Below are 11968 nucleotides of genomic sequence, written 5' to 3'. Positions count from 1 at the left end.
TCCGCCGGGGCGGCGTCCAGATCGAACGCCTCGGTGCGCGAATCACTCGGATAGAACGTGTCCGGGAACACCGCGTCGGCCAAGTCTGTATCTGCCGAAACGCCATAGCGAGGGACGTCGCTATCAGCTAGGTGTGTCTCGGGGACTACCACCTCGTCCGCCACGGTTTCCGGAACGGCGAAGGCTTCCGGGGCGGCGGTTTCCGGAACGTGCGGCTCCGGAGTGATCGGTTCGACCAGTTCGGCCTCGGTCACTGGACGGATGGGTGTGGTGTCGACCGAGTCGGGGTCTTCGTCCTCGCGCGCCTCGAAGTCGTGCTCGACATCGTAGGCTCCGGGGCTTCGCACCGGCTCCGCCTCCTCGGCCGGCCCTTCGGCGCCGCGGCGCCAACTCACCCGCGGGGCCGCTTCGGCCTCCTCGGCGGCATGGTCGGGCGGATTCTCGTCGCTCAACGGGAACCGTTCGGTTCCGTAGTCGAGGTCCTGGTGGGTGTCGTCATGCGACCAGCGGGCGTCACCCGCGGGCTCGTAGCCCGCGTCAGGGTCCCGTTCCCGGGCATAGGCGTCGAGGTCAGACGGGTAGGCGGCGGTATCCGGCCGCGCCCGCCGTCGCCGCATCCCGTTGATCACCAATACGGACATGACGATGAGCAGCAGGACCGGGACGGCGGCCGCCAGCCACCACCAGTGCCAGGTGAAACCTTTTCCGTGCGCCGGCGGGGTGGATGCGCTGGGCTGGTTCTGCCCGGACACCTGCAGGCCGGACAGCAGCGGCGCCAGGTTGGCCGGGTCGGTGCTGAAGGTATTCCTGGCCCGGTTCCACGAAATCTTGCCGCCGGTGAACTTCTGCGAGATGACATCGCCGTCGACGGTCTGATCGGCGACCGGCGCGCCCAGTTTGCCGCTGGCGCCCTTGAGCTTGTCCCAGGCTGCCTTCATGGCTCCCCGCACGACGAACGCGCCGTGATCAGGTGTCCAGAAGATCACCGGTTTGTCGGCCGCGGCGAACATCGCTACCCGGCTGGACGGGCCGACCCCGCCGTCGGCTTCGTTGGACACCGGGAAACCCAGATCACTGCTGACCGGACCGCCCAGCGACTCGTACTTGGCCAGGATGTCGCTTTCGACGGCGTTGGCGCCGGTGGCCGGACTGAAGAAGACCTTGCCGCCGGCAAAGTCCTGCGCCACCCCATCCCCGCCGATCGGGTACTGGCCGCCCTTCTTGGCGCCCAACGGGCCGGACGCGCCGCCCGCGGCCCGCCACGCCATGTTGATGGCGGCGGTGGGGTCGATGGCGACCTGCAGGTCCTTGAGTTGGTCGGCCAACGCCGGTGGTGTGGTGTTGAATTGTTTGGTCTTGCGGTTCCAGCTGATCTCGCCGCCGCTGAACTTCTGCGCGGTGACTTCGCCGTCGTAGGTTTCGTCGCCGACGGGGACGCCGATCACCCCACCGGAGCTGCCCAACTTGTCCCACGCCGCGTTCAGCGCGCCGCGCACCACGAACGCGCCGTGGTCGGGCGTCCAGAAAATGACCGGGTTGTCGCTCGCCGAGAAGGTGCTGACCCGACTGTCCGGCCCGGCTAAGCCCGGAACTTCATTGATGGTCGGGAAACCGAGATCGCTGCCGTCCGGGCCACCGAGCGCCTGGTATTTGTCGAGGATCGGGCCGTACATGTACTTGGCGCCGGTCGCCGGCGTGAAGTACATCCTGCCGGCGTCGAAGTCGAGGGCGAAGCCGTCGCCCACGGGGTAGACGTCACCCTTGCGGGCGCCCAGCGTCGAGGTGTCGCCACCGGCCTTCTCCCAGGCGGCCATCATGGCCGCTTCGGCATCACCGATCGGTGAAGCCACCACCGTGGGTGCGGCGAAGACGGCCAGCACGGCTGTCGCCGCCAAGCTGACCAGTGCCCGTCCGACCAGCCTGCTCAATTGACCTCTCTGCCCGCTCACCAAGCCTCCCAGCCGCTGCCCCACCCGCCTTGCGAGCCGGCGGTTTTCCCGCCGTGGGCCGTCACCCAGCTACGATCCGCATCGTCGCCGGGCTCGCATAACTTTGCTATGGCGAACGACAAATGCGAAGTCAAATCAAAAATATTACGAAAACGGATACCCAGCCGATGTCGAAATGATGCGGGGCCGCGCTCGGGTCGGGAGCAACCGAGGTGCGGCCCGATGAGGGGGTGGGTTACCGTGCCGAAGACCCCCGCCGGACCGATGCCGTGAGAGGAAACCCAGCAGCGATGGGTGTTTCCGGAGTTGTCTGGGCCCTCACGATCGTCTTGATCGCGGGCCTGCTGTTCTTCGACTATTTCTTCCACATCCGCAATACCCACGTGCCGACGCTACGTGAAGCGGCCATCTGGTCCGCCATCTATATCGGCATTGCGATCGTGTTCGGCGTGGGCGTGGCCGTCTTCGGCAGCACCGGCATGGCCATCGAGTATTTCGCCGGCTATCTGAGCAATGAAGCGCTGTCGGTGGACAACCTGTTCGTGTTCCTGGTGATCATGAGCAGTTTCGCGGTGCCGCGGGTGGCTCAGCAGAAGGTGTTGTTGTTCGGCATCGCGTTCGCCCTTGTCGCGCGCACCGTCTTCATCGTGCTGGGCGCCGCGTTGATCGATAACTTCAACATGGCGTTCTACGTGTTCGGGTTGGCATTGCTGGTCATGGCGGGCAACCTCGTCAAACCCGAAGGGGCCGAGAGCCGCAACGCCGACAATGTGGTGATCCGGTTGGCCAACCGGTTCCTGCGGACATCGGAGCACTATGACGGTGACCGGTTGGTGGTCACCGAAAACGGCAGGCGGGTGATGACGCCGTTGTTGCTGGTGATGGTCGCTGTCGGTGGTAGTGACGTGCTGTTTGCGTTCGACTCGGTGCCGGCGATGTTCGGTCTGACCCAGAATGTCTACCTGGTCTTTGCCGCCACCGCCTTCTCGCTATTGGGTTTGCGCCAGCTGTACTTCTTGTTGGACAACCTGCTGGACCGACTGATCTACCTGTCCTACGGGCTGGCCGCGATCCTCGCCTTCATCGGCGTCAAGCTGATGCTGGAAGCGTTGCACGACAACAGCATTCCGTTCATCAACCACGGCGATCCGGTTCCCGTGGTGGAAGTGAGCACGACGGTATCGCTGACCGTCATCGTCGTCGTCCTGGTCATCACCGCCCTGGCGTCACTGCTTTCCGGGCGGGGGCGTAAGCAAAACGCTGCCTCACGCGCCCGCCGTCACGCTATCGAGTACCTCGACCTGCACCATGGGACGGAGCGCAGCGAACGGGACAAGGTCTTCGCCGAACTGTTAGACGCCGAGCGCCGAATCGACGCGCTGCCAACGAAATTCCGCGCGGAGATCGACCAGGAAGTCGAGTTGATCGAGCTCCTGCAACGGGCGCACGACGCCCACGACGGGCACCGATAGTCGGCGTTACACGCCCAGGCTGCGGCCGATGATCTCTTTCATGATCTCGGTGGTTCCGCCGTAGATGGTCTGCACCCGCGCATCCAGATAGGCCCGGGCGACCGGGTATTCGCGCATGTAGCCGTATCCGCCGTGCAACTGCAGGCAACGGTCGATCAAGTGCACCTGCTTCTCGGTGGTGTACCACTTGGCCATGGCGGCCTGCTCCACGGTCAGCTTGCCCTCGAGGTGCAACTTGAGGAACTCGTCGACCATCATGCGCACCACGGTCGCCTCGGTGGCCAGTTCGGCCAACAGGAACCGGCTGTTCTGGAAGTTGCCGATGGACTTGCCGAACGCCTTGCGCTCCTTGGTGTATTGCAGCGTCTGCTCGAGCACGGTCTCCATGGCGGCCGCCGCCATGATGGCGATCGAGATCCGCTCCTGGGGCAGGTTCTGCATGAGGTAGATGAAGCCCATCCCCTCCTGGCCGAGCAGGTTTTCGGCCGGCACGTGCACGTCGGTGAATGACAGTTCGGCGGTGTCCTGGGCGTCCAGGCCAATTTTGTCCAGGTGACGGCCGCGTTCGAAGCCCTCCATGCCGCGCTCGACGGCGAGCAGGGAGAAGCCTTGCGCGCCTTTCTCCGGGTCGGTCTGAGCGACGACGATGACCAGATCGGCGTTGATTCCGTTGGTGATGAAGGTCTTCGACCCGTTGAGCACGTAGTGGTCACCTTGCTTGACCGCCCGGGTCTTGATGCCCTGCAAGTCGCTACCGGTGCCCGGCTCGGTCATGGCGATGGCGGTGATGATCTCGCCGCTGCAGAACTTGGGCAGCCAGCGTTGCTTCTGTTCTTCGGTGGCCAGGGCCAGCAGGTAGGGCGCGACGATGTCGTTGTGCAGACCGAAGCCGATCCCGCTGAAGCGTCCGGCCGTCGTTTCCTCGGTGATGATCGTGTTGTACCGGAAGTCGGCGTTGCCGCCGCCGCCGTACTCCTCGGGCACGGCCATGCCGAGGAATCCTTGTTTGCCGGCCTCGAGCCATACGCCGCGGTCGACGATCTTGGCCTTTTCCCATTCGTCGTGGTACGGCGCGACGTGGCGTTCGAGGAAGCCGCGGTAGGACTCGCGGAACAGGTCGTGTTCCGGTTCGAACAGGGTGCGCTGGTATTTGACGGCACTGCCCATGCCTACGACCTCCGGCCATTCTGAATCGACGCGATCTCTGCCGCCCAACATATACCAACCAGACGGTTGGTCGGCAGCGGGCGCGATCGAGCTCACTCAGCCGGTGGAACCACCCGGCCTAGTTGGGCGGTGCGTAGAGCTGTAGATCGTTGCCTTCTGAGTCCTTGAACGGCGCAATCTTTCCCCAGGGGTGCTCACTGATGCCGCCGGAGAATTCCACGCCGGCGTCTTGGAGGCGGGACACCTCGTCCTCGATACCGCCGTCGGGTCGGAAGGAAATGACGGCGCCACCGCCCGAACTGCCGGATGCCGTCTCGCGGGCATTCAGGCCGACGGTAAGACCGCCCGCATCGACCTCGGTCCACTCGTCGCTTTGTTGGCGGACTTCAAGCCCGAGAACGTCGCCGTAGAACTTCACCGCACGGTTCATGTCCGTAACTGGAAGCCAAACCGTGGCCACTCCTGATGCCATTCATCTACTCCCTCACTGGTGGGTAGCGCACTGGACGCTCTCACCCGCCGGAGTACCCACGCGGACCGACGACACACGTCAACTCGCGGTGAACGTCAGGCCTCCGGCGCCGTCAGCGCGTGGCGTATTCCTGCAAGCTGGCCGCCAGCGCAACGGGAACCCGCGCTTTGATCCGCGTGCCGTGGGAGTTGTGTTCGGCTTCCTGGACCCGCCCGTCGGCGTGCACCCGAGCCACCAAGTCGCCACGGTCGTAGGGGATGACCACATCGACGGCGGTGTCGGTCGGGGCGGCAAGCTCGGCCATGCGTTGCCTTAGCGCGGCCACCCCGTCACCGGTCCGCGCCGAGACGAATACCGCGTCCGGCAGCTCATGGCGCAGCTGAGCCAGCATCAGGTCGCTCGCGGCGTCGATTTTGTTGACCACCAGCAGTTCGGCAGGGGCCTCGCCGTTGTGGTCGGCGACGACCTCGGAGATCACCTGACGCACGGCGCTGATCTGGGCCAGCGGGTTCGCGTCGGAGCCGTCGACCACGTGCACCAGCAGATCGGCGTCGACGACTTCCTCCAACGTGGACCGGAATGCCTCGACCAGTTGGGTGGGCAGGTGACGGACGAACCCGACGGTGTCGGTCAGGACGAACGGCCGGCCGTCGTCGAATTCGGCGCGGCGGGTGGTGGGCTCCAGGGTGGCGAACAAGGCGTCCTGGACCAGCACGCCAGCGCCGGTCAGCGCGTTGAGGATGCTGGACTTGCCGGCGTTGGTGTAGCCGACGATGGCGATGGCGGGCATGTCGCTGTGCAGCCGGCGGCTGCGCTGGGTGTCGCGGACCTGCTTCATGGCCTTGATGTCGCGACGCAGCTTGGACATCCGTTCCCGGATACGCCGACGATCGGTCTCGATTTTGGTTTCACCGGGGCCGCGCAAACCCACGCCGCCGCCGCTGCCGCCGGCGCGACCGCCGGCCTGCCGCGACATCGACTCACCCCAACCACGCAGCCGGGGCAACATGTACTCCATCTGCGCCAGCGACACCTGGGCCTTGCCCTCCCGGCTGGTCGCATGTTGGGCAAAGATGTCCAGGATCAGCGCGGTGCGGTCGATGACTTTGACCTTCACCGCCTTCTCCAGCGCGGTTAGCTGGGCCGGCGAAAGTTCACCGTCGCAGATGACGGTGTCGGCGCCGGTCGCCACCACCACTTGACGCAGCTCGGCGGCCTTGCCCGAACCGATGTAGGTAGACGGGTCGGGCTTGTCGCGGCGCTGGATGAGCCCTTCGAGCACCTGCGAGCCGGCGGTTTCGGCCAGCGCAGCCAGCTCGGCCAGGCTCGCCTGGTTCTCGGCGGCGGTGCCGTCGGTCCACACGCCGACGAGCACGACCCTTTCGAGGCGCAGCTGGCGGTATTCGACCTCGGAGATGTCGGCCAGTTCGGTCGACAACCCGGCCACCCGGCGCAGCGCCGAGCGGTCTTCTAAAGCGAGTTCGCCGGTGCTCGGTTCGGCAGCCGGCGCAGTGGGATGAGGAATCTCTGAATATCTCTCGGGTTGATTCATAGGCAATCTGCAATGTTGCACGCAAATTCGATGGCGCGCATCTGATTTAACGCTGTTGGGACCGCCACCATTCCTCGCTCAGCTCGCCGTGTGCCACCAGTACCGAGGGTCCCCGCAGGAAGCTGGTGGCGTCGGTGACGGTGACGGCGACGTCACCGCCGGGCACCCGGACCGTGAGCGTGCCGGTCTCGGCCCCGTCTATTGCCAGCGCGGCGACGGCCGCCGCCACGGTTCCGGTGCCGCACGAACGGGTTTCCCCGACACCGCGTTCGTGCACCCGCATCCAGATCGCGCCGTTGGCCGGTGGCGTCAGCACTTCGACGTTGACGCCCTGCGGGAACTGCCCCGGGTCGAAGTCCACCGGCGCCCCGACGTCCAGCGCGCGCAGATCTTCGACGGTCAGCTGGGGATCGGTACACGCCAGATGCGGATTGCCGACGTCGACGGCCACCCCGGCGAACCGCCTGCCGCCGACGGTGGCTTCACCGGCGCCCAGCTTGTTGGCCTTGCCCATGTCGACGGTGATGTCGGCGCTGGTCGGGTCGGCGTGGTGCAGCGAGACCAGCCGGGGGCCGGCCAGCGAGCCGACGACGAATTCGTCGCGACCCTCCAGTCCGCTGGCCCTCAGGTAGTGAGCGAACACCCGCACGCCGTTGCCGCACATCTGCGCGGTGGATCCGTCGGCGTTGCGGTAGTCCATGTACCAGTCGGTCGCGTCGACGCCGTCGGGCAGGCGGTCCAGCACGCCGGCGCTCAGCGCGGCGGCGGCGGTAGTGACTCGCAGCACGCCGTCGGCGCCGAGTCCCTGGTGCCGGTCGCACAGTGCGGCCACCCCGGCGGGGGTCAGCGTCAGCGCGGCCTCGACGTCAGGCAGCAGCACGAAGTCGTTCTGCGTGCCGTGGCCCTTGGCGAATCTCACCCGTTCAGGTTACGTCCCGCCACACCCGCAACGCCTCGTCGACGGCGCGGTCGGCCGTCCCCACATCGATCCAGTGCACCCGGGGGTCCCGGCGAAACCATGACCGCTGTCGCCGCACATAGCGGCGGGTGCCGATGAACGTCTGCTCTTGGGCGTCACGCAGGTGGTCAGCGCCACCGCCGGCGTCCAGGGCCGCGATCACCTGCGCGTAACCCAGGGCGCGCGCGGCGGTGACGCCGTCGCGCAGTCCGCGATCCAGCAGTCCGCGGACCTCCTCGACCAGGCCGTCGTCGAACATCGCCTGGGTCCGCCGCTGCAGTCGTTCGTCGAGAAGTGTTGTGTCACAATCTAAACCGATGATCGCTGCGCCCCATCGCGGGGAGCCGATGCGCGGCGCTGAGGCAGCGAACGGCTGGCCGGTCAGCTCGATCACCTCCAGCGCCCGCACGGTGCGGCGAGGATCGGTGGGCAAGATGACCGCCGCTGCGGCCGGATCGCGGCGCGCGAGTTCGGCGTGCAGGCTAGCCACGCCGACCTCGGCCAGGCGTTGTTCCCACTTGGCGCGCACGGCGGCGTCGGTCGCGGGGAAAGACCAGTCGTCGAGCAGCGACTGAATGTAGAGCATGGAACCGCCCACCACGACGGGCACCGCTCCCCTGGCCGCGATCGCCTCGATATCGGCGGTCGCCGCCTGCTGGTATCGCGCCACCGACGCGGTCTGGGTGACGTCCAAGACGTCGAGTTGATGGTGCGGAATGCCGCGGCGGGCGGCGACCGGCAGTTTGGCGGTCCCGATGTCCATGCCACGGTAGAGCTGCATGGCGTCGGCGTTGACGATTTCGGCGGGTACTTCGCCGACGAGATGGTCAACGACGTCGAGCGCGAGTTGCGACTTGCCGGTGCCGGTGGGCCCGATGATCGCCAAGGGCCTCATGGCTGCCAGACGCCGGCGAAGTAGCCCACCCCGTAGGGAGCGCCGCGGTAGAGCTCTTCGGCCGATCGCGGCCGTGGTTCGGCCAGGCCGGCCAGGACCTGGAAGGCCACTCGGCCGAGCACCGGCGCGGCTAGCCGGGTCAGCGCGGCGACGTCACCGCTGGCCAGCGCCTCATCGCAGGCCTGCTGCGCGTCGGCGTTGCCGGGCTGGTACCCGCCGGGGGCAGTCCGGGTCAGTGTGTTGACGCCGTCGGCGACGGCCAGCACACCGATCGGGTCCGGCGCTTGGTCGATCTCGGCGCGCAGCCGCCTGCCCTTCGCCACCGCGGCGTCGGCCCCCAGCTCGGCGCCGTAGAGGTGAACCGCGACGCTGGCATCCGGACGGACCCGGCCGCGAAGCCAGGCGGCCATCAGCGCGCACAGCGGTAAGTCAGCCGGCTCGTCAGCCGATTCCGGGGAGAGTCGTACGGGCAAGTCCACACCGAAGCCCGCGAAAGTGCCGCTGCCCCCGGCAATGACTTCTTCGGCGCGGCCGGTGCCTACCGCAATCCATCGCTGGGGCAGCGCTGTTGCCGCCGCCGTCACCGCGGCCGCCAGGTCGCTCAACTCCGCGGCCGCCACGCCCGCCAATTCGGGAACCAGCACCGGCGCGCACGGAACGATGGCGATGGCGCTCAGCACGCCACCAAACTATCCGCTACGGCCTGCCCTCTACCGCCACCACCGGATCCGCGGATTCACCGACCGCAGCGTGCTCGTCCAGCTTGTCGCGACCGGTCTCGGCAACCATGGTGGCGGCCTCGCCGCGCGCCAGTGCGACCGTCGCCGCGATCACCACGGCCACGGCTGCGATCAGCACCACCACCTCGGGCCCCTGAACGTGCAACGATTCGCCCAGCACGGTCACCCCGAGGATGGTGGCGACTACCGGCTTAGCGACCGTCATCGTCGGCAATGACGCGGTCAGCGCGCCGGCGCGGAAGGCCGACTGCTGAAACACCATGCCGGCCAAAGCCACCACCAACCAGGGATAGAACTCCGGGGCGCGCAACACCGCGCCGAAGCCGTCCTCGAGCACCTCGACGACGCCTTTGGTCAGCACCGCGAACAAAGCCAACGACGACCCAGAGACCACGGCCAGCAGGATTGCGGCGGCGGGACGGCCAGTGAAGATCCGCGCCGTCACCACGCACAGCACCAGGATCGGGCCCATGATCGCGCCGACGATGATCCAGGTGTGCAGCGACGCGCGCTGATGGCCGGCCGATGGGTCACCCACGCTGATGACCAGGGCCAACGCCGTGGCCAGGACCAGCGCCCACAACCACTCGTAGCGGGTTATCCGGTGATGGGCGACGCGGGCGTAAATGGGCAAAGCGAACAGCAGCGCGGTCACCTGAAGCGCGGTCACCAACATCACCGAAGCCCAGGCCAGCGCGAAGGCCTGCAGGCTGTAGTTCAGCACCGCCGCCGCACCGCCCAACCACCACCGGGTATCGCGCAGCGACATGCCGAACAAGGCGAGGTGGCCGACTTCTTTGTCGGTGATCTGGTGAGCGGACCGCTGCCGGACGACGTCACCGGTCGCCGATGCAAGGGCCGCAAATAACGCGATGATCGCGGCGATTTCGACCTTAGTCATGGACGACCCCTAATAAGTCCTGGTTCCTGACCTGCGTTCCCCCGGCAGGTGCGAGTACACCTGGCGTTCGCTGGCAGTTCAACAATGCTAACGTCCTAGATCCTTGCGCGCCGACCTGAGTATCAGCTGTAGTCGACTATGGGTGAGCTGTGTGCCCGCTAGGTAGCGGCAGATTCGACCCGCTTCGGGCAGCAGCTCCCACGCCACGTGTACCGAACGCCTTTCGCAACGGTACCGTTCGGCGCAGCGCCGGCCGGGTGTGCAATAGAACGGCAACCCAGATGTGATCGGCTGACCGCTAATCGATGTGGAATCGCAAGGCGGCGAGAGGTTTTGGCAGGCGTCAGGGCGCAGGGTGGCCGGGTCGCACCGGCCGCCACCGCGTCGCTGCGGGAAAGGTGGCGGCACGCAGGCCGTCAAGCTGCTTCAATATCGGTTGGAATCGGTTGGAGAGGTTTAGGAGGCGTCCAACTAACCGGCCGACCGGAAAGTGGTGCCGCTTCGCGCGGCAGGTGCGCGGGTATTCGATCGCGCGAAGGGTAGGTGACGAGCGGATGATGGCTGACGAGCCCCGTACCAGTGATTCGGCCCCGCCAACAGGGCCGCAGTCTCAGCCGCTGCCGAGCGCCCCGCGCGGACCCATTCCCAGTCCGATACCCCGACCCGGGCCGCGCCCCGGCGCCCGCCCGGTAGCCCGGTCCACCACCCACCCCGCGCCGGCGCACCCGCACAGCGACCCGCACCGATTCGGGCGCGTCGACGACGACGGCACCGTGTGGCTGGTCACCGCCGCCGGCGAGCGGGTGATCGGGTCCTGGCAGGCCGGCGATCCGGAAGCGGCGTTCGCTCACTTCGGCCGGCGATTCGACGATTTGAGCACCGAGGTCACCCTTCTCGAGGAGCGATTGGCGTCCGGGACCGGCGATGCCCGCAAGATCAGGGCCAGCGCCGCGGCGCTGGCCGAGACACTGCCGGCCGCGACCGTGCTCGGTGACATCGACGCATTGGCGGCTCGGCTGACCGCGATCCGTGAGCAGGCGGACTCGATCGCCGCCGCGGAGCGCTCCAAGCGTGACCAACACCGGGCGGCGCAGACCGCCCGCAAGGAGGCGCTGGCCGCCGAGGCGGAGGACCTGGCCGCCAACTCCACGCAGTGGAAGACGGCCGGCGACCGGTTGCGGGCGATCCTCGAGGAATGGAAGACGATCAGCGGCCTGGACCGCAAGGTCGACGACGCCCTGTGGAAGCGGTATTCGGCGGCGCGCGACAACTTCAACCGGCGCCGTGGGGCCTACTTCGCCGAACTCGACCGCGAGCGGTCCGGGGTGCGGCAGGCCAAGGAACGGCTGTGTCAGCGAGCCGAAGAACTGTCCGACTCGACGGACTGGGGTCCGACGAGTGCGGAGTTCCGCAAGCTGCTGACCGAGTGGAAGGCGGCCGGGCGCGCCAGCAAGGACGTCGACGACGCGTTGTGGCGGCGCTTCAAGGCCGCTCAGGATTCCTTCTTCACCGCGCGCAATGCGGCGACCGCGGCCAAGGATGCCGAGTTGCGGGCCAACGCTTCGGCCAAGGAGGCGCTGCTGGCCGAGGCGGAGAAGCTCGACACCAGCAATCACGACGCCGCCCGGGCGGCGTTGCGTTCGATCGTCGAGAAATGGGATGCGATCGGCAGGGTGCCGCGGGAGCGGTCCGCCGAATTGGAACGACGGCTGCGTGCGGTGGAAAAGAAGGTGCGCGACGCCGGCGAGGCGGATTGGTCAGACCCGCAGGCGCAGGCCCGCGCCGAGCAATTCCGCACCCGCGCCGAGCAATTCGAGCAGCAGGCCGCGAAGGCGGCGGCCGCCGGCCGGACCAAAGAAGCC

At 67.2% G+C, this 11968-nt stretch carries 10 protein-coding genes; 2 read left to right on the top strand and 8 right to left on the bottom strand.

The features are described 5' to 3' along the window. On the bottom strand, nucleotides 1-1949 hold a 1949-nt coding region (locus A9W95_RS04120), incomplete at its 3' end, for an LGFP repeat-containing protein (protein ID WP_082982882.1). 290 nt (nucleotides 1950-2239) lie between these two features. Between A9W95_RS04120 and A9W95_RS04115 the strand changes: the two genes are divergently transcribed. After that, entirely contained in the window at nucleotides 2240-3421 is a 1182-nt protein-coding gene (locus A9W95_RS04115; protein WP_067409355.1) for a TerC/Alx family metal homeostasis membrane protein, read from the top strand. A gap of 6 nt (nucleotides 3422-3427) precedes the next feature. Here the strand turns inward: A9W95_RS04115 and A9W95_RS04110 are convergent, their stop codons facing one another. The 7 genes from A9W95_RS04110 to A9W95_RS04080 all read right to left on the bottom strand — a co-directional run bounded on the left by A9W95_RS04110 (nucleotide 3428) and on the right by A9W95_RS04080 (nucleotide 10106). After that, nucleotides 3428-4588 carry an acyl-CoA dehydrogenase family protein gene (locus A9W95_RS04110; RefSeq protein ID WP_067409354.1) on the bottom strand — a complete coding sequence of 387 codons (1161 nt, stop codon included), beginning with the start codon at nucleotides 4586-4588 and terminating at the stop codon, nucleotides 3428-3430. Between the two features lie 118 nt (nucleotides 4589-4706). Further along, on the bottom strand, nucleotides 4707-5060 hold the full coding sequence (locus tag A9W95_RS04105; RefSeq protein WP_067409353.1) for a VOC family protein: 354 nt from the start codon (nucleotides 5058-5060) through the stop codon (nucleotides 4707-4709). A 112-nt stretch (nucleotides 5061-5172) separates the two neighbouring features. Beyond that, the gene (gene hflX, locus A9W95_RS04100) at nucleotides 5173-6612 is read right to left on the bottom strand and encodes a GTPase HflX (RefSeq protein WP_067409352.1); all 1440 of its coding nucleotides are present in this window, start codon (nucleotides 6610-6612) and stop codon (nucleotides 5173-5175) included. Between the two features lie 46 nt (nucleotides 6613-6658). Continuing rightward, complete coding sequence (gene dapF / locus A9W95_RS04095) at nucleotides 6659-7531, bottom strand: diaminopimelate epimerase (protein ID WP_067409351.1); 873 nt, start codon at nucleotides 7529-7531, stop codon at nucleotides 6659-6661. A 4-nt stretch (nucleotides 7532-7535) separates the two neighbouring features. Then, complete coding sequence (gene miaA / locus A9W95_RS04090) at nucleotides 7536-8465, bottom strand: tRNA (adenosine(37)-N6)-dimethylallyltransferase MiaA (protein ID WP_067409350.1); 930 nt, start codon at nucleotides 8463-8465, stop codon at nucleotides 7536-7538. Beyond that, nucleotides 8462-9145 carry a hypothetical protein gene (locus A9W95_RS04085; RefSeq protein ID WP_067409349.1) on the bottom strand — a complete coding sequence of 228 codons (684 nt, stop codon included), beginning with the start codon at nucleotides 9143-9145 and terminating at the stop codon, nucleotides 8462-8464. Before A9W95_RS04085 ends, miaA begins: the two co-directional genes overlap by 4 nt. A 16-nt stretch (nucleotides 9146-9161) precedes the next feature. Beyond that, nucleotides 9162-10106 (bottom strand): DMT family transporter, encoded by a 945-nt coding sequence (locus tag A9W95_RS04080; protein ID WP_067409348.1) that lies wholly within the window; start codon nucleotides 10104-10106, stop codon nucleotides 9162-9164. Nucleotides 10107-10660: 554 nt separating this feature from the next. Here A9W95_RS04080 and A9W95_RS04075 point away from each other — a divergent pair. Further along, nucleotides 10661-11968, top strand: a 1308-nt coding sequence (locus A9W95_RS04075; protein WP_067409347.1) for a DUF349 domain-containing protein, incomplete at its 3' end; no start/stop codon positions are given.

Origin of the sequence: Mycobacterium sp. 1423905.2 (assembly GCF_001673155.1) — a bacterium.
GTDB lineage: Bacteria > Actinomycetota > Actinomycetes > Mycobacteriales > Mycobacteriaceae > Mycobacterium.
This window is presented reverse-complemented; position numbering and strand designations above follow the sequence as displayed.

What these genes read in the sequence shown, in the direction of transcription:
- hflX (WP_067409352.1), bottom strand. Translation starts at nt 6,612, where the DNA reads ATGAATCAACCCGAGAGATATTCAGAGATTCCTCATCCCACTGCGCCG.
- A9W95_RS04105 (WP_067409353.1), bottom strand. Translation starts at nt 5,060, where the DNA reads ATGGCATCAGGAGTGGCCACGGTTTGGCTTCCAGTTACGGACATGAAC.
- A9W95_RS04080 (WP_067409348.1), bottom strand. Translation starts at nt 10,106, where the DNA reads ATGACTAAGGTCGAAATCGCCGCGATCATCGCGTTATTTGCGGCCCTT.
- A9W95_RS04115 (WP_067409355.1), top strand. Translation starts at nt 2,240, where the DNA reads ATGGGTGTTTCCGGAGTTGTCTGGGCCCTCACGATCGTCTTGATCGCG.
- A9W95_RS04110 (WP_067409354.1), bottom strand. Translation starts at nt 4,588, where the DNA reads ATGGGCAGTGCCGTCAAATACCAGCGCACCCTGTTCGAACCGGAACAC.
- miaA (WP_067409350.1), bottom strand. Translation starts at nt 8,465, where the DNA reads ATGAGGCCCTTGGCGATCATCGGGCCCACCGGCACCGGCAAGTCGCAA.